13 protein-coding genes are annotated in these 24,442 nt (G+C 62.8%); 8 read left to right on the plus strand and 5 right to left on the minus strand.

The window, feature by feature from the left end:
• Positions 1-286: 286 nt before the first annotated feature.
• Positions 287-646 (minus strand): hypothetical protein, encoded by a 360-nt coding sequence (locus BJA_RS27605; protein ID WP_011088214.1) that lies wholly within the window; start codon positions 644-646, stop codon positions 287-289.
• Positions 647-1,170: 524 nt separating this feature from the next.
• On the opposite strand from BJA_RS27605, the gene BJA_RS27610 reads away from it, so the two are divergent.
• The 4 genes from BJA_RS27610 (at position 1,171) to BJA_RS27625 (ending at position 7,818) form a co-directional block, all read left to right on the plus strand.
• Positions 1,171-2,889, plus strand: coding sequence for a TolC family outer membrane protein (locus BJA_RS27610; RefSeq protein ID WP_011088215.1), 1,719 nt, complete (start codon positions 1,171-1,173; stop codon positions 2,887-2,889).
• A 191-nt stretch (positions 2,890-3,080) separates the two neighbouring features.
• Positions 3,081-5,336: a type I secretion system permease/ATPase gene (locus BJA_RS27615; protein WP_011088216.1), complete on the plus strand. Its 2,256-nt coding sequence runs from the start codon at positions 3,081-3,083 to the stop codon at positions 5,334-5,336.
• Positions 5,326-6,576, plus strand: a complete 1,251-nt coding sequence (locus BJA_RS27620; RefSeq protein WP_011088217.1) for an HlyD family type I secretion periplasmic adaptor subunit — start codon at positions 5,326-5,328, stop codon at positions 6,574-6,576. The genes BJA_RS27615 and BJA_RS27620 overlap by 11 nt, the downstream gene beginning before the upstream one ends.
• 279 nt (positions 6,577-6,855) lie before the next feature.
• Positions 6,856-7,818: a transglutaminase-like cysteine peptidase gene (locus BJA_RS27625; protein ID WP_244423859.1), complete on the plus strand. Its 963-nt coding sequence runs from the start codon at positions 6,856-6,858 to the stop codon at positions 7,816-7,818.
• Positions 7,819-7,871: 53 nt separating this feature from the next.
• Here BJA_RS27625 and BJA_RS27630 read toward each other — a convergent pair whose 3' ends face one another.
• Positions 7,872-20,399: an immunoglobulin-like domain-containing protein gene (locus tag BJA_RS27630; RefSeq protein ID WP_063921491.1), complete on the minus strand. Its 12,528-nt coding sequence runs from the start codon at positions 20,397-20,399 to the stop codon at positions 7,872-7,874.
• Positions 20,400-20,744: 345 nt separating this feature from the next.
• Here BJA_RS27630 and BJA_RS27635 point away from each other — a divergent pair, with 345 nt between their 5' ends.
• Together BJA_RS27635 and BJA_RS27640 are read left to right on the plus strand one after the other, a co-directional pair.
• On the plus strand, positions 20,745-21,164 hold the full coding sequence (locus BJA_RS27635; RefSeq protein ID WP_028176019.1) for a hypothetical protein: 420 nt from the start codon (positions 20,745-20,747) through the stop codon (positions 21,162-21,164).
• Between the two features lie 122 nt (positions 21,165-21,286).
• Positions 21,287-21,667 (plus strand): hypothetical protein, encoded by a 381-nt coding sequence (locus tag BJA_RS27640; RefSeq protein ID WP_038967501.1) that lies wholly within the window; start codon positions 21,287-21,289, stop codon positions 21,665-21,667.
• A 52-nt stretch (positions 21,668-21,719) separates the two neighbouring features.
• Here BJA_RS27640 and BJA_RS27645 read toward each other — a convergent pair whose 3' ends face one another.
• A complete protein-coding gene (locus BJA_RS27645; RefSeq protein WP_028176017.1) occupies positions 21,720-21,974 on the minus strand; it encodes a hypothetical protein in 255 nt (84 codons plus the stop codon).
• A 238-nt stretch (positions 21,975-22,212) separates the two neighbouring features.
• Here BJA_RS27645 and BJA_RS27650 point away from each other — a divergent pair, with 238 nt between their 5' ends.
• Complete coding sequence (locus BJA_RS27650; protein WP_011088222.1) at positions 22,213-22,527, plus strand: hypothetical protein; 315 nt, start codon at positions 22,213-22,215, stop codon at positions 22,525-22,527.
• A 114-nt stretch (positions 22,528-22,641) separates the two neighbouring features.
• On the plus strand, positions 22,642-22,764 hold the full coding sequence (locus BJA_RS43715) for a hypothetical protein (RefSeq protein WP_256380430.1): 123 nt from the start codon (positions 22,642-22,644) through the stop codon (positions 22,762-22,764).
• A 17-nt stretch (positions 22,765-22,781) separates the two neighbouring features.
• On the opposite strand, the gene BJA_RS27655 is transcribed toward BJA_RS43715, so the two are convergent.
• Together BJA_RS27655 and fdh3B are read right to left on the minus strand one after the other, a co-directional pair.
• Positions 22,782-23,795 carry a formate dehydrogenase subunit gamma gene (locus BJA_RS27655; RefSeq protein WP_011088223.1) on the minus strand — a complete coding sequence of 338 codons (1,014 nt, stop codon included), beginning with the start codon at positions 23,793-23,795 and terminating at the stop codon, positions 22,782-22,784.
• A gap of 43 nt (positions 23,796-23,838) precedes the next feature.
• Positions 23,839-24,435 (minus strand): formate dehydrogenase FDH3 subunit beta, encoded by a 597-nt coding sequence (gene fdh3B, locus BJA_RS27660; RefSeq protein ID WP_011088224.1) that lies wholly within the window; start codon positions 24,433-24,435, stop codon positions 23,839-23,841.
• Positions 24,436-24,442 lie beyond the last annotated feature (7 nt).

The following is a 24,442-nucleotide window of genomic DNA, read 5'->3' on the forward strand; positions in this document are numbered from 1 at the left end:
CGCGGCTCACTTTGGCGCGTGTGCTGCGCAAGACGGCCGGCACCCATGACGCGGCGAGTCGGGGGCGCTCGCCGGCGCAGGTTCTGCTCAAACCGGCCATTGTCGATCGCTCGCGGCCTCTGTCCGGATAGCGCCGCACGCATGCCAAGGATGTCGAGCGCTTCACCCACCCAACACGCCGCTTTGAAGTTTCTTCATTCTGCGGCGATGCAGCCGGCGTCAATCGACGTCAGGGAAACCGCATTTCATGCTCGGCACGGATCCTCGAATGAACGGATTTCAGCACCTATTCGTCGTCCGAAGGCTTCACGCCGGCCCCCTCGCCTCGACGGAGCTTTCTGACGAATGCCGCGATCGCATCATAAGCTTGCAGCAACGGCGGGCTCAGGGAAAAGAAGGCGCCGAGCGCGACTGCAATAATCGCATGACGAAGCGAAAAACCCTCGTCCTCTTCCAGCCGGCTTTTCGGATCGATCAATGCAGGCGACAGGCCGCTCTGTCCTCGCTCGCCATTCGACCTCCGCGACTTCCGCGGGGGGATCATGATCACGGCGAAGAGGACATTGATGAGCAGCCAAATGCCAAGAATAATGAGCAGAGTTCGCATCGAAAATCCGAAAAATATCAATCGAAAAAAATCAGTCACGTCATTTCTGCGAATATTCGTTCACGCTTTCCGTCACAATCACTAGGTGCCTTGCCGGACGCAAGCAAAATGCGCGCCCTCCTCGCCTAAAGGACCGTGCAGTGTTACCAGCGCCGACGCTCTGCATCGGCGACACCTGCATGCAACGATGGCTGTGATGACAGGCGCCGAAGCCGGCCCGCGTGTCGGCCGCGACCTGTCCTCGCGCTGTGGCAGCGGGCTCCTTCGGACGATCGGTTGAGCGTGAAGCCCGGTTTCTGTTCGCCAATACAGAATCGTCCGCTGGCGGAACAGTAAGGGCATCGTGGATCGACAACAGCCTGGGAGGTAAAGCGGCACAGCGGAAGCTTGCGCTTCGTCACATCCAGGTTTGGCGCCGCCCTCCACCCCGAAGACAGAGGTATTGTTACACCTCCGCCCTGCCTCCGACGTGGCAGAAATGCGACAACCCGGTACAATTGCTCAATTTTCCCGCATTGCGCCTAGCTTGTCGGTTCAGTCCTTGCGAGACTTGAGGCAATTTCATGGGGGACCCCGCGACCGAATTTCGGAAACGGGCGGAGGTAAAATTGCTCAAGTACATTTTCGTTTTCACAGCATTGGCTGTGGTTCCATGCGGCGGCGCATTAGCCGAACCGTTCTCGATCAATGACGCGTTGAAACAGGCCGTACGTACCAACCCTGGAGTTGGTGAGGCCTCGGCCAACCGCCGCGCTACCGAGAGCGAGCTTCGCCAGACCCAGAGCACGCTGCTTCCGCAGGTTCGCGTGGAAGCGCGCTGGGGTCCCGAAAAATTCGACCAGAGTGCTGCCGTATCAACCGGCACCGCCCTGCCCGTCCCGATCGTCGGAAATGGCTCGTGGCGAAACGGATCGCAGGAATCCGTCGTCGTCCGGCAGATCTTGTTCGACGGCTTCGCCTCGATTCACGACATCTGGCGGCAGACGGCGCGCGTCAACGCAGCGGCTTTCCGCGTTCGCGAGCGGACCGAGTTGATCGCCCTGGACGCAGCGGAAGCCTATGTCGACGTCGTGCGCTATTTGCGGCTGGTCACGCTCAGCGAGCAGAACGTCGTCACCCACGAGAAGATCTTCAGCAACGTCAACACGCGCTTTTCCGGCGGACGCGCCGGTGAAGGCGATCTCGAGCAGGCCCGCGAACGGGTTGAAAATGCGCGTGCGACGCTCGCCGAATTCCGCCGGAGCCTGGAAGAGTCCCGCGCCAGATTCCGCAAGGTCGTCGGACTTGAACCCATCAATCTTCGCTTCCCGGGACCACTGGGCGGCTTGCCCACGACCCGCGACGAGGCCCTTGCCACCACGGTACGGTTCAACCCCACCATTCAGGCCGCGCAGGCCGACGCCGATGCGGCAAAGCATGCGTTTCGCGTGACGGACGGCGCTTTTGTTCCGACCTTCTCGCTCGAGGGCCGGGCGACGCACAACGACAACACCTACCCCTATCTTGGGGTTACTCACGACGACTACAGCGGCAAGGTTGTCATGTCCTGGGATGTCTTCCGCGGCGGTCAGGATGTCTGGCGGCGGTCGGAGATGTCCGAACGCTACGTCGAAAGTACCGCGCGGCATGCACGCCTTCAGCGCGATGCAATCGAATCCATCGACAAGGCCTGGGCAGCGCGGACGGTCACCGTGACACGAATCGCCGCGCTGACGCGGCAACTCGAGGCTGATCGCAAGACGATTGCGGCCTTCCAAAAGGAATATGAGCTTGGCCAGCGTTCGCTGATCGACCTCTTGAATGCCCAGAACCAGTATTTCAACGCCTTGGTTTCGTTGACCTCGGCTCGTGGCGTCGTGGTGTTCGCCGACTATCAACTTTTGGCGGCCATGGGCACGCTGCTTGAATATTTGAAATCTCCGCCGCCTGTTGACGCAGCGCCGGTGGATCTTGGGGTTTTCGGAACGCCCGACTACAAGGCGCCGACGCTCCGCGTGAAGCTGCCCCAGACCGGTTCCGAACCGCTGAACGTCCCGGTGCCTGCACCGGAACGAGTTCCCGCCCGTCTGGGCTACGCGAGCGAAGGGCCCGAACCTGATGCGTTCAAGGATAGATGGCCGACACGATCCAATCTGCCGACCATGGTGGGAGCATCCGAATGGATCACGCAGCGGCGAAGCACCGACGATCCGGTCATACTCAACACCTCTCCCGCTACCGCGTACGCGGCCGATAGAAAGCCGCACTGGCTGGCGACGGCATTCGAGCCGGTTCAGAGATAGTTCCAACTCCGCGAGCGCGTCCGTGATCGGCGAAAGGCGGTTCGAAGATTAACCTTTAGTTGCGCTTTTGCCGATTAACCAAATGATTTCGTGCGTTTTCCGCTATGCTGGAATGACGGTTCGCTTTTCGCTCCGCATCATTTCATTTTGGACATTCGCATTTGTTGTTTCGAGCATCCGAGTCAACGCACATGCATGGCCACTCCGTCGCGGAGCAAGCCGTTGCGTCTGAACCGAAGCAAGCGACAGGTCGCCTCGAAAGCGACGACCCACTTGCATCATCGCTCATTTTCCTGGCGTCGTACCACGGCCGTGCCGTTAGTCGCGAGGCATTGCTAGGCGGCCTGCCGATCCTCGACGGCCGGTTGTCAGTTCCCCTCTATGACCGTGCGGCTCAGCGCGCGGGCCTCCAGACCGAAGCGGTCAAACGGGACATTGCCGATATTCCCGCGCTGGTGCTGCCGGCCGTCCTTATCATGAAGAATGGCACGACGCTGATCCTGCTGGGGTTCGACAAATCCGGAAGCAGTGTCAAAGTCCTCAATCCGTCCCTCAAGGCCGGCATCCCTGAGCTTCACGCGATCCAGACCATCTCGGCCGGCTACACCGGATACGCTTTCTTCGTCAGGGCTACGGTCGAGAGCAACGCACGCGCCGTCGCTGCCGGCGACCTGCCGCGAAGCCATTGGTTTTGGTCGGTGGTCAAGCTGCATTGGCGCGGCTACGGTCACATCGCGCTTGCAGCCTTCCTGATAAACATGCTCGCGCTGGCGACGCCCCTCTTCACCATGAGCGTCTACGACCGCGTTGTCCCCAATGGCGCGCTTCCTTCGCTGATCGCCCTGTCGATCGGAATGGGGTTGGCGATTGCGTTCGACTTCATCTTCCGGACGGTTCGCAGCCGTATGATCGATGTCACCGGCAAGACGATCGACGTCATCCTCGCTGCCAACATTTTCGAGCACGTGATGGGCGTGAAGATGGCGCAGCGTCCCGCGTCGGTGGGCATCCTCGCCAATCAGTTGCGCGACTTCGATTCAGTTCGCGAGTTCTTCACGTCCGGCAGCGTCGTATCCGCGACGGATCTGCTGTTCGCGATGCTGTTTGTCGGGATTCTCTTTGTCATCGCCGGGCCGCTGGCCTGGATACCTCTGGTGATGTTGCCGGTCATGCTCCTGATCGGCCTGGCATTGCAGCGCCCGCTGGACCGGGCCATGAAGCGCCAGCAGGCTGAAGCTGCGGCACGTCATGGCGTGCTGGTCGAATCGCTGTCCGGCCTCGAGACGATACGCGCGACCGGCGCCGAAGCGCGCATGCAAACGGCCTGGGAACGATCGGTCGCGGCAACGGCCCGCTCGGGCGAAGACGTCCATTTCTGGGCCTCGCTCGCGCTGACGAGCGCCAATACGGCCCAACAGCTCACCAGCCTCGCCCTGATCGTCGTCGGCGTATTCCTGATACTCGACGGCAAGCTCACGGTCGGAGCGCTGGTCGCGGCAAACATGCTGGCGGGGCGCGTTCTGGCACCGATCGCCGGGATCGCTTCGGTGATCACGCGCGGAACGCAAACGCTGAGTTCGCTAAAGGCCATCGATCGCATTATGTCGCTGGAGCGCGAGCGATCCCCTGCGCGTGCCTATGTCTCTCGACAGATCCGTGAAGGCGCGATCGCTTTCGACGGCGTTAGCTTCACTTACCCCAACGCGCCCGGCAAGGCCCTCGACAAGGTATCCTTCAAGATCGAAGGCGGCGAGAAGGTCGGCATCATCGGACGCATTGGATCCGGCAAGACGACTGTGGGGCGGCTTCTGCTCGGCTTCTATGAGGCGCAGGAGGGCCGCATCCTCGTCGATGGTGTCGACTCGCGGCAATACGATCCGTCCGACCTGCGGTCCGGGGTTGGCTTTGCGATGCAGGACACCGAGCTGTTCTTCGGAAAGCTGCGCGACAACATCGCGCTGGGCAAACCCGAGGCAACCGACGAGGAAGTCCTGGCCGCGGCGCGGCTGGCCGGCGTCGAGACGTTCGTCGCGGGCCATCCCATGGGCTACGACATGCCCATTTCGGAAGGCGGCCGGAGCCTCTCCGGCGGCCAGAAGCAGGCCATCGGCCTTGCGCGGGTGCTCATCAGGAAGCCGCGGATATTGTTTCTGGACGAACCGACCGCCCATTTCGACATTCGCAGCGAAGCCGAATTTCTCGAGCGCCTGAGGGCGTTGCGCGAAGAGCAGATCACCATTCTGATCTCGACGCATCGGCTCTCACTGCTGAATATGGTCGACCGCCTGCTGCTGTTCGACAACGGCCGACTGATCGCCGACGGCCCCCGCGACAAGGTTCTCGCGCTCCTGCAGGGCAAGCCGGCGCCATCGACGCCGAGCCAGACCCCGATGCCGGCGGCTGCCGAGCAACCCGTCTCACCCATGGCCAGAACCAATGTCGTCTGATTTCGCGTTTGCCAACGATGTTCGGGCTGCCGCCGCGCTTCGTGCGCCGCGGACCTCCCGCATGCTGCTTGTAGCGTCCCTTGCCCTGCTCGCCACGTTCCTGACCTGGGCTCATTTCGCCGTGCTGGACGAAGTCAAGCGAGGCAACGGCCGCGTCGTACCCGCGCGCCAGATGCAGGTGGTGCAGTCGCTCGAAGGCGGGATCGTCGGCGATATCCTCGTCCAGGAGGGATCAATCGTCCAGCAGGGACAATCCCTGATGCGCATCGACGATACAAAGTTTGCATCCGAATTCGGCGAGATCAGGGAACGGCGGGCTGCGATGGCGGCCCGTGTCACCAGACTTGAGGCCGAAGCCAGGGGAAAGGGCGAGCTGATCTTTCCCGATCAGCTTGACCAGGTGGTGCCGTCGGCCGTGGCCACGGAAAGCAGCGTGTTCAAGATGCGCGCGCAGAAACTGGCGCAGGATGTCGACGTCCTGAACCAGCAGGTCGCCCGGCTCGGCGGCACGCTCAAATTGCTGGATCGGGAGCTGGCGTTGACGCGCAAGCTGTACGAGCAAAAGGTGGTGCCGGAAATCGAGATGCTGCGGCTCGACCGCCAGGCGACCGAGATGAGAGGACAACTCGCGGAGGCCCAATCCAAGATCGCGAGCACGGTCTCCTCCTTCCGCTCCCAGGCGGACGAAGATCTTGCGAAGTCCAAGGGCGACCTGGCCGTGCTCGATGAAAATATCAAATCGGCGCAGGACCGGGTCCGGCGAACCGACCTCAAGGCACCCGTGCATGGGATCGTCAATAAGTTGAACGTGACCACCGTGGGGGCAGTCGTGCAGCCCGGCGCCAATGTGATGGACATCGTCCCCCTCGACGACACGCTGCTGGTCGAAGGTCGCATCAAGCCCCAGGACATCGCCTTCATCCGGCCCGGCCAGGACGCCGTGGTGAAGATCTCGGCCTACGATTCCTCGGTCTACGGCTCGCTGAAAGGCAAGGTCGAGCGCATCAGCGCCGATACGATCGTCGACGACAAGGCCGAAAAGACCCCGGATCGCCAGGAGAGCTTCTACCGCGTCATGGTGCGGACAGAGAAGAACCACCTGGGCACGGAGCAGAAGCCGCTCCCGATCATTCCCGGCATGATCGCGACGGTCGAGGTGCTGACCGGCGAGAAATCGGTTCTCGATTATCTGGTGAGGCCGGCCCGCACACTGCGCGACGAAGCCCTGCGCGAGCGTTGAGGCCTCGACAAGGTTAACAGGGCGCAAAGGTCGCGGCGACAATTTGCCGGTCGCTCGAAGCGCGCGATTGACCGCCTTTGCGACAAGGCTGCCGCCCTCCCCCCGCTTTAACCTCACCTAAGCGTCGCAGACCTCAGTCTCGATCCGACAACAGGATCGGGGCGTGGATCGACGCAATAGACGTTGACGACGCTCCCGGCGCAGGGGACGTCGTCTATGACACTGCATTGGGAATTGCAGCGCAAAGGCCTGTGCGCGCTCGGCGTGGGGCTGGTTGCATTGGTCGTTGCCGGCGTGACATCGCCCGCCCGGGCCGATGACGCCCTGGCTCGGGACGTCTTGACTCAAGACGCCCAGGACACTCTCGCTCCCGGCATTGACGCGGCAACGCGTGCGCCGGCGACGTTCTTCCGCATCACCGACGTGCTGGCGAAGCTCGATGCCATGCGCGGCCGCGGGCCGAATGCCGTCCGTCTCGCGGCGCTGACACCTTCCAACATCGCGACCGACGCGGCCCCCGAGCCCGGGCCGGTGCCGGCGAAAGGCGACGAGCCGTTCGGCCTCTTCATCTTCCGCGCGCCCGAAGGCCTGTTGTGGCAGAAATGGCGGGGCCTCGAGACCAGGCTGGCCAGCGACGCTGAGACACTGAGCCGCTGCCAGACCGACGCCGGCAATTGCCCCTCAAACGCCGCCCAGTTCCTGCGATTGATCGGCGCCGTCAAATCGAAATCGGGACGCGCGAGGCTCGACGAGGCCAACCGCGCGGTCAACACAGCCGTCCGCTACGTGAGCGACTTTGCCCAGCATGGCGAGGCCGATCGCTGGAGCTCGCCGCTGGAGACCTTCGCGACGGCAAAGGGTGATTGCGAAGACTATGCGATCGCGAAATACGTCGCACTGCGCGAAGCCGGATTTCCGCGTGAGGATCTGCGGCTCGTGCTGGTCCGCGATCGCGCCGTGCGGCAGGACCACGCCGTGCTCGCCGCGCGCCTCGACGGGCAGTGGCTCGTGCTGGACAACCGGCGCTCCGAGCTGATCGAGGATTCAGGGGCGACGAACCTGGCCCCGCTGTTCGCCATCGACCACGCCGGCGTCCACCTGTTCGCCGCGCCCTATGCCCAGCGCCAGCTGGCCGGCCCCGCGGAAGCCGCACCCGCCGCCAGCGACGAAGCGACGCAATGGGGTAATGCGGACATCGCCGCCGGCAGCGCCTGGCCCGGCGCGCTCCCGCTGCTGATGTGAGCTTGTGCAGTAGAGGCGAAAGCGGCTCCGGTTGAGCCGCTTTCCGCTGTCGACTAGGCCTGCGCGGCGTGGTTCACCTGCAGGTCATTGTCGATGAACAGGCTTGCCGTCGCCGTCGCCACGGTCGAGCCTGTCGGAATCCACTGATGGAAGACCTGCCCGCCGGTGGAGGTGAAGGTGTTGGCCGACTCGGTCCACCCCCCGGCCCCCGTCGCAAGCTGCACATCGTCGCCGGCCGAACCGACAACGAAGAGCGAGTGAGCCGTCGCCGAAGTGCTGTTGGTCGCCTCAGTGATGGCGGTGACCTTGGCGATCGATAGCCCGTTGAGCTCGGTTCCGTAGAGCGAGCTTGCGAGCGGATCGTCGGTGATCAGGATCGATTCCAGATTGGTCAGGTTCGCCCCCGACAGATCGATTCCATAGAGATGGACGCCCCCCACCGTGTGGGCATTGCCAGCTGACAGCCCGTTGGCCGACGCACCGCTGATCTCCAGCGACGAGTTATAGATCGCTCCGTCATCGATGCGCAGAATATCGAAGCCGCTGCCGCCATCGATCGTGGTCGACGGGTGGTACACCAGAATGTCGTTGCCGGCTCCGCCGTTCTCCACGTTGCCCGGAGAACCCGCCGCATTGAGAAGGTCGGCATCATTGCTGCCCGACGCGGTCGCGCTCTTACCATCCACATACGTCATGTTGTAGGTGTTGGTATTGGCTGACGGATCCGAGATGCTGTCGTTGTTGGTGTGCGAGTCGTGTGAATCCGTGCCGGTCACGCCAGCGGCATTGTTCGTCGTCATGACCGCGGTGAAGCCGGCACTGACGCTGCCGCCGCTAATCCCGATCTGAGGGTGCCCAGACGCCTCGTCGATATGCGTGCCGTTGAGTGTGAAGTTGGTCACACCGATCTTTGAAGTGTCGAACGGGGCATCGAGCGAGACCAGGAAGTGGTCCGCTCCCGAGATGTTGAAACCGGCGTCCGAGGTGACGTTGCCCTGCTGGCCCTGCGCGTTGGTGATCACCAGTTGTGAGAAGGCGTCGAGCGGGTGCTCCTGGTCGACGAACGTCAGGATCATGTCCTGGGCGGTCTGGTTCGAGTTGGTGACGATCGTCCCGGACAGCAGCCGCGCAGCCGGGATACCGGTCGTATCGGTGAAGGCCGCCACGTTGTCTGTGGTGAGATCGGCATTGCTCGCGCCGACCCCACCGCCATGCAAAGTGGTCTCGGTGGCAGTCGCCGTGGCCGTGAAGTTCAGCGTGCTTGGCAGCGTGCCCGTCGCCGGCGCCGTCACCGCAAAGCTCAGATCGATCGTGGCGGTCTGGTTGGCGTTCGGATTGAGACCTGTATCCTGGGGGACGGCGATGTGGATGTCGCCCGTCGCCGAAGTGTAGGTGTAGCTGAACGTCGTGGCGACACCGTTGTAGGTGCCAGCGATCGTGCCGCTTGCCAGGAGGCCGGCCGTGAACCCGCTCTGGAGATGGATATCCAGCGTGTGGCTCTCCGATCCGTCGTGAACGTCGCCGAACGTCGCCTTGATTTGCAGCGCTCCGGTTTCGCCGTTGCTGAAGGCTGTATTGGAATCGCTGGGCGAGTCGGTCACGAAGATCATGTGCGTCTGGCCGGCGACCACGGTCGGCATGTCCGCGACGGCGTCGACATAGATGGTGCCCGCCGTACCCGCACTGGTGGCGCTGATCGCGCCCTGCGCGGCGGTGGCCGTCATCGTGATGCTCGCGTCCACGTCGGTGTTCAGTGGCGGCGTCATCGCCACCGAGACCGTCTCGACTGTGCCGGCCGCGGCGCCGCTGATGTTGAAGGTCAGCACGCCGCTACCGGAGTTGAAGGTTGCGGTCACAGTCGCACCGTTGACCGTGGCCGTGGACGTATCGACGCTCCAGCCCGTGAGGCCTGAAACGACGACCTGGGTGACATGCGAGCCGGCGCTGACGGGCGTAGCCGTGAACTGGAACACCTCCTGGGTGTCTTCCGGCAGGGCGACATTGTTGCCGACGGCAACGGTTGGCGCGTACACGACTGGCACCGAGGTCGTTCCGGTCGTCAGCAGCTGCTCGTATTCGCCGCCGCCGCTGAAGACTCCGGTGATGGAATCGGCGATCGACGCCTGATTTGTGATCTGCGCGTCGGTGTAGTTGGTCGTCACCGAACCGCTCGGCTGCCCGGCGAAGATCGTGACGTGCTCACCGTTGGCCAGGGTCAACACCAAATCGGTCTTTGGAGTGAATGGCGTCAGCCCGCTCGTCAGCGTCACCGTGTAGGTGACCGAGCCGCCAAACTCGGAGATGCCGGCGGTGGACGTCGTCAAGGTGGCTGTAACGGGATCCTGGTCGTCGGTGATCGTCGTCGTCACCGTCGCCGGGTTGGTCACCAGGCTCTCGTACTCGCTGCCGCCGGTATGGCTGACAATGCTGTTCGTCACCGGGTGGGTGTCGATATAGACGTCGTCCTCGTTGACCGCGATCGTCGTCGAGCCGCTGGCCTGGCCCGCCTGCACGATGACGTGCTCGCCATTGGCCAGGGTGAAGTCCAGATTGCTGGTCGGCGTGAACGGGCTCAGCCCGCTCGTCAGCGTCACCGTATAGGTGATCGAGCCGCCGTCCTCGCTGGTCGACGGTGTCGCCGTCAGCGTCGCCGTCACCGGGTCGCTGTCGTCGGTGATCGTCGTCGTCACCGTCGCCGGGTTCGTCACCAGGCTCTCGTACTCGCTGCCGCCGGTATGGCTGACAATGCTGTTCGTCACCGGGTGGGTGTCGATATAGACGTCGTCCTCGTTGACCGCGATCGTCGTCGAGCCGCTGGCCTGGCCCGCCTGCACGATGACGTGCTCGCCATTGGCCAGGGTGAAGTCCAGATTGCTGGTCGGCGTGAACGGGCTCAGCCCGCTCGTCAGCGTCACCGTATAGGTGATCGAGCCGCCGTCCTCGCTGGTCGACGGTGTCGCCGTCAGCGTCGCCGTCACCGGGTCGCTGTCGTCGGTGATCGTCGTCGTCACCGTCGCCGGGTTGGTCACCAGGCTCTCGTACTCGCTGCCGCCGGTATGGCTGACAATGCTGTTCGTCACCGGGTGGGTGTCAATATAGACGTCGTCCTCGTTGACCGCGATCGTCGTCGAGCCGCTGGCCTGGCCCGCCTGCACGATGACGTGCTCGCCATTGGCCAGGGTGAAGTCCAGATTGCCGGTCGGCGTGAACGGGCTCAGCCCGCTCGTCAGCGTCACCGTATAGGTGATCGAGCCGCCGTCCTCGCTGGTCGACGGTGTCGCCGTCAGCGTCGCCGTCACCGGGTCGCTGTCGTCGGTGATCGTCGTCGTCACCGTCGCCGGGTTCGTCACCAGGCTCTCGTACTCGCTGCCGCCGGTATGGCTGACAATGCTGTTCGTCACCGGATGGGTGTCGATATAGACATCGTCCTCGTTGACCGGGATCGTCGTCGAGCCGCTGGCCTGGCCCGCCTGCACGATGACGTGCTCGCCATTGGCCAGGGTGAAGTCCAGATTGCCGGTCGGCGTGAACGGGCTCAGCCCGCTCGTCAGCGTCACCGTATAGGTGATCGAGCCGCCGTCCTCGCTGGTCGACGGTGTCGCCGTCAGCGTCGCCGTCACCGGGTCGCTGTCGTCGGTGATCGTCGTCGTCACCGTCGCCGGGTTCGTCACCAGGCTCTCGTACTCGCTGCCGCCGGTATGGCTGACAATGCTGTTCGTCACCGGGTGGGTGTCGATATAGACGTCGTCCTCGTTGACCGCGATCGTCGTCGAGCCGCTGGCCTGACCCGCCTGCACGATGACGTGCTCGCCATTGGCCAGGGTGAAGTCCAGATTGCCGGTCGGCGTGAACGGGCTCAGCCCGCTCGTCAGCGTCACCGTATAGGTGATCGAGCCGCCGTCCTCGCTGGTCGACGGTGTCGCCGTCAGCGTCGCCGTCACCGGGTCGCTGTCGTCGGTGATCGTCGTCGTCACCGTCGCCGGGTTGGTCACCAGGCTCTCGTACTCGCTGCCGCCGGTATGGCTGACAATGCTGTTCGTCACCGGGTGGGTGTCGATATAGACGTCGTCCTCGTTGACCGCGATCGTCGTCGAGCCGCTGGCCTGGCCCGCCTGCACGATGACGTGCTCGCCATTGGCCAGGGTGAAGTCCAGATTGCCGGTCGGCGTGAACGGGCTCAGCCCGCTCGTCAGCGTCACCGTATAGGTGATCGAGCCGCCGTCCTCGCTGGTCGACGGTGTCGCCGTCAGCGTCGCCGTCACCGGGTCGCTGTCGTCGGTGATCGTCGTCGTCACCGTCGCCGGGTTCGTCACCAGGCTCTCGTACTCGCTGCCGCCGGTATGGCTGACAATGCTGTTCGTCACCGGATGGGTGTCGATATAGACATCGTCCTCGTTGACCGGGATCGTCGTCGAGCCGCTGGCCTGGCCCGCCTGCACGATGACGTGCTCGCCATTGGCCAGGGTGAAGTCCAGATTGCTGGTCGGCGTGAGCGGGCTCAGCCCGCTCGTCAGCGTCACCGTATAGGTGATCGAGCCGCCGTCCTCGCTGGTCGACGGTGTCGCCGTCAGCGTCGCCGTCACCGGGTCGCTGTCGTCGGTGATCGTCGTCGTCACCGTCGCCGGGTTCGTCACCAGGCTCTCGTACTCGCTGCCGCCGGTATGGCTGACAATGCTGTTCGTCACCGGGTGGGTGTCGATATAGACGTCGTCCTCGTTGACCGCGATCGTCGTCGAGCCGCTGGCCTGACCCGCCTGCACGATGACGTGCTCGCCATTGGCCAGGGTGAAGTCCAGATTGCCGGTCGGCGTGAACGGGCTCAGCCCGCTCGTCAGCGTCACCGTATAGGTGATCGAGCCGCCGTCCTCGCTGGTCGACGGTGTCGCCGTCAGCGTCGCCGTCACCGGGTCGCTGTCGTCGGTGATCGTCGTCGTCACCGTCGCCGGGTTCGTCACCAGGCTCTCGTACTCGCTGCCGCCGGTATGGCTGACAATGCTGTTCGTCACCGGGTGGGTGTCGATATAGACGTCGTCCTCGTTGACCGCGATCGTCGTCGAGCCGCTGGCCTGACCCGCCTGCACGATGACGTGCTCGCCATTGGCCAGGGTGAAGTCCAGATTGCTGGTCGGCGTGAACGGGCTCAGCCCGCTCGTCAGCGTCACCGTGTAGGTGATCGAGCCGCCGTCCTCGCTGGTCGACGGTGTCGCACTCAGCGTGGCCGTCACCGGATCGATCGTATCCTTGGTCGTAACGGTGGCGTTGCCGTACGTCGTGGTGTTCACCGCCTCGAAATTGCCGCCGGACGTGCTGGCGATCGAGACCGGGATGACCTGGCCGTCCACATAGACGTCTTCGCCCTGCGCCGGCTGCGGATCCGAGGTCGCCGTAAACTGACCGGGCGCGAAGGTGATGTTCACGCCGTTGTTCAGCGTCACCGTGAACGGCGTCAGCGAGGCGTAGTCCATGTGCGCCGTGTAGACGAACGTCTGGTTCTCGAACACCACGACGTTGTCCAGCGTCACGAAGTTGGTGGTGATCGTGTCGTTGACCGTCACCGTCGCCGTGTCGGTGGTGTCAAGGAGCTCATAATTGCCGCCGGTCGCGCCGGTGACCGAGACGGGATAGGTCTCGTGATCGACATAGGGGTCGTCGCCCTGCACCGCGAACGGCGTCGAGGTGCCCGTCGTCTGGCCATTAAGGATCGTGATTGTCGCGCCGTTGCTCAAGGTCAGCACGAGATTGCTGCCCTGCGGCGCATGGTCCACGCTGGCCGAGATCGTCGCCGTGCCGACGCCCTCGTTCACCGTCACGTCGTTCAACGTCACCTTGGTCGGGTCGATCGTGTCCTTGAACGTGACCGTGGCATTGCCGTAGGTCGTGGTGTTCACCGCCTCGAAATTGCCGCCGGACGTGCCGGCGATCGAGACCGGGATGACCTGGCCGTCCACATAGACGTCTTCGCCCTGCGCCGCCTGCGGAGCCGACATCGCGGTAAACTGACCGGGCGCAAAGGTGATGTTCACGCCATTGTTCAGCGTCACCGTGAACGACGTCAGCGAGGCGTAGTCCATGTGCGCCGTGTAGACGAACGTCTGGTTCTCGAACACCACGACGTTGTCCAGCGTCACGAAGTTGGTGGTGATCGTATCGTTGACCGTCACCGTCGACGTGTCGGTGGTGTCAAGGAGCTCATAATTGCCGCCGGTCGCGCCGGTGACCGAGACGGGGTAGGTCTCGTGATCGACATAGGGGTCGTCGCCCTGCACCGCGAACGGCGTCGAGGTGCCCGTCGTCTGGCCATTAAGGATCGTGATCGTCGCGCCGTTGCTCAAGGTCAGCACAAGATTGCTGCCCTGCGGCGCATGATCCACGCTGGCCGAGATCGTCGCCGTGCCGACACCCTCGTTCACCGTCACGTCGTTCAACGTCACCTTGGTCGGGTCGCTGTCGTCGGTGACCACGAACGATACCGTCGATGCCGACGTATCGCCGTCACCATCGGTCACGGTGTACGTGAAGTTCGCCGGCCCGCCGGTCTTGTAGACGTCGTCGGGCTGCGCAACGAACTTGTAGGCGCCGTCCGCGGTGACCTGGAGACTGCCATGGGCGAGCGCGATCGCCTGGGAATACCCGTCCACACCGAAGGACAAGTTCACCCCGTTGATCTCAGTGACGGTCGCGCCGTCAGCGCCCGGATCGAAGCCGAGCTGTCCGGTGACCGGCGCGGAACCTTCGAGGACATCTTGCGGCGCTTCCGCAAATGCATGCGGACCATCGTCCTGGAAATTGATGTGAAGCCCGGCCGGCGAAACGGCATGGGCGGTGTCGCCATCACCGTCGGTCGCGGTGGCCGAGATGTACACGAGGCCGTTGGTGATCGAGACCTCGTCGTCATAGGCGGCGGGCGTCGAGCCATCGACATTGTGCGCGATCGCCGCGAACTGTGCGACCCACAGATGCCCGTCGGTGTCGACATAAAGCGCGAACACCTTCTCGCCGGTCTGGAGGTTGTTGCTGTCGACGCCCCAGACGATGTTCGGGTTGGCGGAATCCGTGAAAAGGAAGATGTCGTGGTTGCCGACCGTGGTGTTCAGCCCGGAATCCTGGCCGGTGAACCCGCCACCGGTGGAATTCGTCAGTTGATAGGACACACCTCCGGCCGGGCCGGGTCCATCCGTGCCGAAATCGGGCGTCGTGAACAGAGTGTTGGCGGCGCCGGTCGACTCGGCGTAGCCGAGAACCGTACCGATCTGGGCGCCGGCAATCGCGGCTGTCAGCACGCTCGGAGCGGTCGCGGGATCGACGTCGTTCTCCGGGTTCGGGCCGGACTGCGGAGCGAATCCCGCGCTCTCGTCATGGGTGACGCTGAGCGTGGCGGGCGCGCACACCACGGACGAAATGCCGCTCACCGAGAACGGATGACCGACATTGAGCTCTTGCGAATCGTTCGGGTCGACCGGAAGGGTCGGCGCGCCGTTCGGCGTGCTCGAGAAGGCGACATTGTCGTAATTGGAAATGACGAGACGATTGAAATCGTTCGACGTGTCAACCGTGACGGTGGCACCCTCGTTCAGGCCGACGATGACGACGCCGACCAGCGTATTGCCGTCATACACCGGAATTTTGGTGTAGCTGGCATCCCCGGTCACGGTGACGTCGTTCAGCGTGATCGGCAGCGGATTGCCGTCATCGGTGAAGTCGTTGTTGTCATTGGCATTGAAGACCTGGACGAAAACCGTCGCCGTATTGCTCGGATTGCCCTGGATCTGGTGGATCGTGAACGAGGCCGCATCAACCTCATAGTGCCCATTATAGGCGAAGGTATTGGCAGGGAACGTGACATTGTTGACGAAGTCGAGCCGCAGTATCTCCGCAGCCAGGTCGTTGCCTCCGTGGACCTCGTGGCCCTCGATCGACTGGTTGCCGACGCCAATATCGCTCCCTGTCGTGTTGATCGTGTTCGCGTTCGGGCTATTGCCCTGGCCGACGCCGGACATCAGCACGTCCTGATCGCTCGGACCATCGAGACCGCGCTCGTCGACGTTGCCCGCCTTGATGCCGACATAGCTGAGCGGCGTATCGACGCAATCCTGCGAAGCGGAGATCGTCGGACCAGAATCGTCGATCGAGACGATGGAATTGCTATGGTCGATGACAGTCGCGGTGGCCGATTTCGTGACATGGTCACCATCGCCGTCGGTCACCGTCACGGTCAGCTTCACGCCGACGCTCTGGCCGGCAATCGCCGTGAGCAACGAGATCGACTCGTCGAACAGCGAGGGATTCTCGGGCAACTGGGCCCCGGCAGGCTCCGACGCGTCGTGATCGATCGGCAGGAATTGATCGACCACGAGCTGTGCCGTGGCCGGATCGGTCGAATTCAGGGAGATACGCAGCACGACGAAATCATCGGCCGTGGACAGCGTATCATGACCGACGCGGCCGACGATCTGACCGCCCTCGATCGTCAGCCAGACGGTCCGATGCTCCTGCGACGTGCCTTCGAGCAGGCTATCCGCCAGCGCGGTCGCGACAAGGTTGGTCTTGATGCCGCCCGCCTCGGGCGCGCCCGTCAGGACGAGGCTGAGCGCGGACGTGACGGGATTGACCAGGGCGGGACCATCAGCCCCGTAATCGATCACCGCATTCGTGAACAACGGCGCCAGCAGCCCCGCGCCCGTCATCAGCTCGCCGATCTGAGCCGTCGAGGTCGCGTCCGTCGTGAACGTGACGGTGGCGTTGCCGGTGTCGTCGGCCGTTCCGTTCGGCACTCCGCCGCCCGACTCGCCCTCGTCGAGATTGTATTGATCCGGCGGCGACCCGTCATGGCCGATCGTCTCGTCCAGATTCAGTGCGAGCGCGACAAGTTCCGGCGTGGTCACGCCGGTGCCGATGGTCAGCGCCGGACCGTCGTCGTTGAAGTGGATCTTGCTCGAAATATCCGCCGACGCGGACGCCGTGTCGCCATCGCCATCCTTGATGGTTACGACGGCGGAAATCGAGCCAGCAGCGAGCGAAACCTGATCGTTCGGATTGGACGAATCGGAGTGATGCAGCGAGAGATATTCGACCACCGACACCTTGCCGGAGAGCGGATCGATGGCCACGGCAAAGGCGGTGGTGCCGCTCAGCTCGGGATGCACGTTATCCGTACCCACCGTGCCGATCACCCGGCCGGCGCTGTCCAGCGACAACGAAATCGCCGTTCCGTCTGTCAACGTCACGCCGAAGTTTGAAGACTTCAGTTCGAGCGAATAGGTGATCGCCGCAGCCGGATCGGGTCCGTCGACGCCGAAGTACGGCAGGATGCTCAGGGCTGCGCCACTGCTGGTCGCGTAGGCGAGCGGTGTTCCGGGCTCATCCGGATCAACGCCGGGATTCTGCACGCCAGCAAAGATCTGCAGCGGGCCGGTAACGTCGTTCGCCTGGTTGCCCGGTGTCTCGTCCGCCGTCACCCCGAAATTGCGAGACAGCGTCGCCGCCACCAGCGGGCCGTCGTCTTCGAACTGGATACCACCGCCAATGTTGGCGGACGCCGAAGCGTGGTCGCCGTCGCCGTCGGTGACCATCACGGTCGCCTTGACCTGGCCGAGGGCGCCTGCAAGCGAGACCGCCTCATCGATATCGCCGCCGATATCAGCGCTGTTATGGTGAAGCGAAACATACTGGACGACGGACACCTTGCCGTTCACCGGATCGATCGCAATCGCAAACGCGGCCGGATCGTTGGTGCTGGTCACGTCATTGCCGGGATCGCCCCCGTCGTAACGGCCGACGATCAGGCCGTTCTCGAGGAACAGGAAGATCTCTTTCCCTTCCGTCGTGGCGAGATTCGAATCGATCGGGCCGGTCGTGCTCTGACCCTGCGCGTCGGTCAGCGTCAGCGAGAAGAGCTGGGCGCCCGTCTTGGCCGCGCCGTCGGTGCCGAAATCCACATTGTCGATGGTGAGCGCGGCGACGTTGCTCTGCGCGTACCCGATCGGAAGGCCGAAGAGAACCTGCGGATCGTGTCCGGGATTGCTGACGCCGTTGAACACGGGCGTGAACAGAATGTCATTGTCGTCGCCGAACGGCGGGCTCTGCAGCAGCAGGGTCTCGTCGTGAACGACCTGGAAAGCCGAATTGGCGGAAACCGAGACCGCGGGGCCGTCGTCCTGGAAGCTGATGCTGGAGTCCTCGGTACCCACGATCTCGATCGTGGCCGAGGACGTCGCCGTATCAGTGTCGCCGTCGGTGATGGTCGCGGTCAGCGTAATGCCGAGGCTCGCGCCTTCTCCGACCAGATTGAGGAACTGCGTCGAATCGAAATTGTTGAGGTCCGCGCCATGGTCGATCGCCATGTACTGGTCGACGACGAGCTGGCCTCCCGAGAGGCTGCCTGCGTTATCCAGCGTGATGCGGATCGCGACCGGGCCGTTCGGATCGTCGCCGACATGGCCCACGATCTCGGTGTCGCTGACCTTGAACAGATAGATCGTGTCGTCAGAATAGGTGTGGTTCGGGTCCGTCACCTTCAACGTGGTGGCGAAGCCGCCGTTCTCCGCTTCTTTGGCGCCCGAGAGCGCGAACGAATAGGCATAGTCGGTCGACTTCTCGCCGTCGGTGCCGGCAATCTTGGTGACGTCGAACAGCGCCTCCAGATCGCCCTTCAGCTCGCCTTCGCCGGCCACCGTCTTCAGCTCGCCGATCGGATTGGTGCCGGTCGGATCCGGGCCCGTGTTGCCTGAGACGTCGTCGACCGTTCCGTCAGGAAGACCGTTGGCGCCGCGATCGCCGCCGATCGATTCGTCGAGCGACAGTGTGGCTAGATGGGCCGAACCCTCCACCGGCTGATGCACGGTCACATCAATCGACGGGCCGTCATCCTGGAAGCCGATGCTTGACTGTTGGGGCCCCGCGATCTCGATCGTGGCCGAGGACGTCGCGGTATCATTGTCGCCGTCGGTGATGGTCGCGGTCAGCGTAATGCCGAGGCTCGCGCCTTCTCCGACCAGATTGAGGAACTGCGTCGAATCGAAATTGTTGAGGTCCGCGCCATGGTCGATCGCCATGTACTGGTCGACGACGAGCTGGCCTCCCGAGAGGCTGCCTGCGTTATCCAGCGTGATGCGAATCGCGACCGGGCCGTTCGGATCGTCGCCGACATGGCCCACGATCTCGGTGTCGCTGACCTTGAACAGATAGATCGTGTCGTCAGAATAGGTGTGGTTCGGGTCCGTCACCTTCAACGTGGTGGCGATGCCGCCCTTCGATTCCTCCGAGAAGCCGGCGGCGTTGAGAGTAAACGAATAGGCATAGTCGGTCGTCTTCTCGGTGTCCGTGCCGCCATCCTTGACGACATTGAACAGGGCTGGCAGATCGCCCGGGCTTTCGACATTGCCGACATCGGTCTTCATCGTGCCGATGGGATGGGTGCCGGTCGGATCCGGACTCGTATTGCCCGAGACGTCGTCGAACGTTCCGTCCGGGAAGCCGTTCGCGCCGCGGTCACTGGCGATCGATTCGTCTAGCGACAAGGTTGCAAGACGCGTGGGTCCTTCGCTTCCGTCAGCCACCGTCACCAGGATCGTCGGACCATCGTCGAGAAATGACACGCCGAGCGAGCCGGTCGACAGCGCGGTCGCCGTGTTGCCGGAGCCGTCCGTCACCGTCTGCTGCACGAAAACGACATGGCCAAGCTGCGCGCCTTCGCTCGTGTCGGGGGCGGACGCGGTGCCGTGCTTGATGGCTTCATACTGGGCCACGTCAAGCTTCAGGCTCGCAGGATCGAGGTAGAGCTGGAAGGCGACCGCACCGTTCGGATCGGCCACGCCGCCGGCGCCCTCACGTCCGACGACCAGATTGCCCTCGGTGAACAGGAAGATTTCATTGCCGGTGACCGTGGCCTGCAGACCGGAATCGACGCCGGCGAACGCCGCGCCGGTCGAGGTCGTCAGCGCATAGGCGATCGTTCCGGTCCCGCCGCTGCCGAAACCGGCGCTCGACGACGCGATCTCCGAAACGGCGCTTTGGGCCCATCCGATCAGTCCGACGGCGGAGAAGACTGCGGGCAGACCAGCACTGGGCTGATCGTTCGCGCCGTTCAGAATCTGTACATCGACGGTTTCATCGTGGATGACGATCGTATCCGAGAGCGTAAAGCCTGCGCTCGGCGGAGTCGTTGCAGGCAGTCCGGCGAAAGTCTCGGGATTGAGGGCGAAATTGCCGAGCTGTTCCTGCCCGAGCAGGTCCAACGGATTGCCGGCGTTTAGGGTATCGACCGCAGCATTGGAGAAGTTGGCGCCGCTTCCCTGGGCGTTGCCGTTGCCATCACCGGCTGCAGGCAGCACGGACTGGTCTGTGGTGATGGGGAAGAGGCTCGCGAATTCCTGCACGTTGACGTCGCGTCCGGGCGCCAGTTCGATGGACAGCAGGTGCTGATCGTCGTGTCGGGAATCGAAGACCGGATCGACCGTGATTGTCGATTTGTTGTCGAACAGAATGATCAGCTTCTCGCCGACATGGACGAGCGTAATCTTTTCGTTGGCTATCGCCGAGAAATCGAGCTTGACCTTCTGGTCATATCCGAGATGTACGACCACCGCCTGATCTGTTAGCGGCTTTGCCAGCGTGAAAGTTCGAACTGGAGTTGTGTTGGTAGGAATAGCCGTGCCGGTAGCCTGCGCTACCTGAAATTGTGCGTTCATTATCTGCCCCTGCCAAAACTCTATGCAGTTCAAATCAAGTCTTTAGAAAGCAATCCGAAAAATTTCGCTATTAAGCTATTGTTAACCGAGGCGGGGGTCAACGAAATCAACTAGTTAACGAGGGGTTTTTGGTGCGCCGTGGTAAATTGGCTAATCGGGACACCGGGCGCCGAAAAGGCATTTAGATTGAGCATCTTGCAGCGAACTGACCGGGAAAACCCGGTAAGCGGGAGAGCACCAATGAGGGTATTATTGTCCGCAGGCATCGCAATGTTGTCTGGGTTCGTCGCACCAGCCTTGGCCGAGGACGCATTGTCTCCCGTCGAGCGAACGGTCAAATCCGCCCCCAATAAGGACACGCGGGTCGGCGTCTTCATCAACGTACTACCCGATTGCACGTCGGGTCCCCTGCCGACGATCCGCCTGGTCAATGCGCCCGCATCCGGGAAGGTGACGGTCAAGTCGGCGAAGGTGAAAGCCACCAACTACAAGTCATGCCTCGCGCTGGAAGTGCCCGCCTATGTCGCGTTCTACAGGTCGCAGCCCGACTTCATCGGCGACGACGTTCTGACCATCGAGGTCAAATATGCCGGCGGTCGGACGGAAATTCAGAAGATCACGATCAACGTTGCCGGCCCCGGAGCGCAGCAGAAGATCTAGGCGCGCGACCGCTTCACGATGCTGATCAAGCCGCCGGCCGTATTGCCATTCATTGCGGTTTGACGCTGTTAGGGATTTTTGCTCTGTTAGCCGGTGATTTTAAGAATCCATTGGGGGCAACGATGCGCAATTTGATGGCCAAGAGTCTCACTGCAGCCATTCTCATCGGAGGCGGCTTGGCCGCCAATCCCGGCGCAGCCACCGCCGCCGATATGGCCCTGCGGGCTTCACCGAGCGCGATCGGCAGCTGCTCGGAACTCGTCTTCACCTGCGAGAACGGCAGGCAATACCCCCTGTGCCCGATCGCGGTGTCCATTACCGGTGAGGTTGTGACCGCATCGCTGCATACGAGCCACTCCGGCGGCGTGCATGTGCGCCTGGTCCCGATGGGAGTCGGATACCGCTATGCCGGTCCCGGCGTCTGGGTCGACGGCTTCCGCGGCAATGCCTTGCTCAATTTCGGCAAGCACAGCCAGATCGCCTGCACGATCGAGAACTACTGATCGATAGGACCGAGCGGCGCCTCCGCAAGGCGCCGTGCACCGGCCCCGCCCGTTAGCCCTTCGCGCGAACGGCCACCGCCCGCGCTCGCGGGTACATGTAAGCCTTGGGACGGACGTAGACCGGACAATAGTTGTCCCACTGGTATTGCTGCCAATTCCATTTCCAGCAGCCAGCCGCGATCTCGGGATCGGGATACCAGTTCAGCCGATACGGTTCATCACCGAAGGGGTACGGCCCCTGAGCGCTGACGGGCGATGCGTACAAGCAGACGGCGGTTGCGATCGCAACAAAACATGACTTGTACATGACTTTCTCCGAATATGTCGGCATAGTGTCAAACCGACGGGTCGGGATCAAGCTCGGAAACTTCGGTCGTCCCGGCATTCCCCTCCTCGGCAAGCGGCCAGACACGATATCACGAGGCCATTCGCCTGGTGCGTGGGCCTCTTTTGGAAGTTGTTGACCGGACGCGTCGATCGCGAGCGCGTTCAGGGCATTGCATTCGAAGTGATTTGCCCACTCGCCTTACACACAAGCATTGTTCATGAAACAATCTATTTCCCTCAATGCCAAGCTTCGGTGGCCGGACGTCAAGGACCACTACGTCGTCCTCTATGAGGGGCATGTGATCGGCAACGTACATCGGTCCGGAGACAGCTGGTCCTGGTCGATAAGCGTTCCCATGGGCTTGCCTGATTGGTCGGTCGGAAACGCTGCCAGTCTGCACGACGGCATCAAGGCACTCGGCAACGCCTGGGCCGCCATATTGAAGTCGACAAGCGCCGAGCGCCTGCAGCGGGCCTGGGATCTCGAACGCGCTGCGGAGACACGAAACACCGGTTTCGAATCCAACATCTAGTATCAAGACGCCGCGAGCGTTTTGGGTTCTACAGGTGAACAAGGCGAACCTGCCCAACCACAGCGTTTATTCGCGGCCAGACGTCCTGTATAATACTCGCGAGGAGGGATCGCGATGAAGGCTTTCATCCTTGCCTGTGTTGCGACGATCGTAATCGCGGCGGCTGGAGTTGCCGTTCTCGACAGCATACAGCAACCCGTCGCAGAGGCCTTTGCGACGACAGGCGTGCGTCTCTAAGCAATGCTCCGTCAGCTCTATTCGGCTGCCGACGCAGCATGGCGAGGCCGCGGCTGAGAATCGTTCGGTCCGCTCCGTGCCAACTCCTGGTCGAGCCACAGGCTATGATGCTCGCGCGCCCAGTTGACATCCACCTCACCTGATCCCATCGCCTCGAAAGCCCCCTCCATCCCGATTGTGCCGATGTAGATGTGAGCGAGCATCGCGGCGATAAACAGCACGGCCACGACGGAGTGAACGATCTGGGCAATCTGCATGCCCTCGATTCCCGACACGTAGAATGGGAACATGAGCTGATACCCGGTCGCGGCGACGAGACCACCGCCGATCACAACAATCCAGTAGATCCCCTTTTGCCCCGCGTTGAAGCGGCGAGCCGGCGGATGATCGTGACCGATCAGGCCGCCGCCGCGCTTGATCCACTCCAGATCCACCTTGTTGGGGATATTGCCGCCGATCCACATCAGAAAGATCAGCACGACACCAATCGTGAAGGGAAAGCTCAGGTAGTTGTGCGCGAATTTCGCCCATTGCGACCAATCGGAGAAGGCGTCAAATCCGATCAGCGGAAGCAGCAGCGGCCGCCCGAACGTGATGTTCAGCCCCGAGATCGCCAGGATAACGAAGCAGGTCGCGGTCATCCAGTGCACGAAGCGCTCAAAGGTGTTGAACCGTACGATGGTGCGGCCGGATCGTCCGCTTTCGAGGCGGATCATGCCGCGTGTCAAATAGAAGATCACCAGCACCGCCAGCATGCCGAGCACAGCAACGCCGCCGATCCACCGCAGCACAACGTTGCGGAATTCACGCCACTCGCGGCCAGCAGGTTGTATCAGCACGCTGGAGCGCTGGTCGGGGATGCTGACGCGTCCCTGGATCCGATCCATCTCCTGGAGCAACTGGCGCTCATTGACCGAGCTCGCCGTCGGATTGATCTGCTGGGCCAGCGACGGTGCCGGAGCTGCCATGATCAACAGAAGCAACGCCCACGCGCCGATGGTTGGTCGAATGAACCTTGCAAATGAGGACATGGACTTCTCCTCGGCATCTGTGCCGCGTCGCCCGCGGCCTGCTTCAGGACTCGATCGTCTCGCGATAGGCGGTCTTCCAGCCCCACGCTCCTGAGCCGTAGCCGCGCTTCAGCACGCGCTCCTTATAGATCTGGGCGATGATCTCGCCGTCGCCGGCGAGCAGCGACTTGGTCGAGCACATCTCGGCACACAGCGGCAGCTTGCCCTCGGCCAGGCGGTTCGCACCGTATTTCTCGTATTCCTCCTTGCTGCCATCGGCCTCGGGTCCGCCGGCGCAATAGGTACATTTGTCCATTTTTCCGCGCGAGCCGAAATTGCCGACCTTCGGATATTGCGGCGCGCCAAACGGACAGGCGTAGAAGCAGTAGCCGCAGCCGATGCAGAGATCCTTGGAGTGCAGGACCACGCCATCGGCGGTGGTATAGAAACAGTTCACCGGGCACACTGCCGCGCACGGCGCATCCGTGCAGTGCATGCAAGCCATCGAGACCGATCGTTCGCCCGGCTTGCCATCGGCGATGGTGACGACCCTGCGGCGGTTGATGCCCCAGGGGACCTCGTGCTCGTTCTTGCAGGCCGTGACGCAGGCGTTGCACTCGATGCAACGGTCGGCGTCGCAGAGAAACTTCATACGTGCCATCGTCGTT

This window comes from Bradyrhizobium diazoefficiens USDA 110 (genome assembly GCF_000011365.1).
Taxonomy (GTDB): Bacteria; Pseudomonadota; Alphaproteobacteria; order Rhizobiales; family Xanthobacteraceae; genus Bradyrhizobium; species Bradyrhizobium diazoefficiens.

Bases quoted from the DNA above. Each gene is read 5' to 3' on its own strand.
- fdh3B (WP_011088224.1), bottom strand. From the start codon at position 24,435: ATGGCACGTATGAAGTTTCTCTGCGACGCCGACCGTTGCATCGAGTGC.
- BJA_RS43715 (WP_256380430.1), top strand. From the start codon at position 22,642: ATGAAGGCTTTCATCCTTGCCTGTGTTGCGACGATCGTAATCGCGGCG.
- BJA_RS27620 (WP_011088217.1), top strand. From the start codon at position 5,326: ATGTCGTCTGATTTCGCGTTTGCCAACGATGTTCGGGCTGCCGCCGCG.
- BJA_RS27615 (WP_011088216.1), top strand. From the start codon at position 3,081: ATGCATGGCCACTCCGTCGCGGAGCAAGCCGTTGCGTCTGAACCGAAG.
- BJA_RS27610 (WP_011088215.1), top strand. From the start codon at position 1,171: ATGGGGGACCCCGCGACCGAATTTCGGAAACGGGCGGAGGTAAAATTG.
- BJA_RS27640 (WP_038967501.1), top strand. From the start codon at position 21,287: ATGCGCAATTTGATGGCCAAGAGTCTCACTGCAGCCATTCTCATCGGA.
- BJA_RS27645 (WP_028176017.1), bottom strand. From the start codon at position 21,974: ATGTACAAGTCATGTTTTGTTGCGATCGCAACCGCCGTCTGCTTGTAC.
- BJA_RS27655 (WP_011088223.1), bottom strand. From the start codon at position 23,795: ATGTCCTCATTTGCAAGGTTCATTCGACCAACCATCGGCGCGTGGGCG.
- BJA_RS27650 (WP_011088222.1), top strand. From the start codon at position 22,213: ATGAAACAATCTATTTCCCTCAATGCCAAGCTTCGGTGGCCGGACGTC.
- BJA_RS27635 (WP_028176019.1), top strand. From the start codon at position 20,745: ATGAGGGTATTATTGTCCGCAGGCATCGCAATGTTGTCTGGGTTCGTC.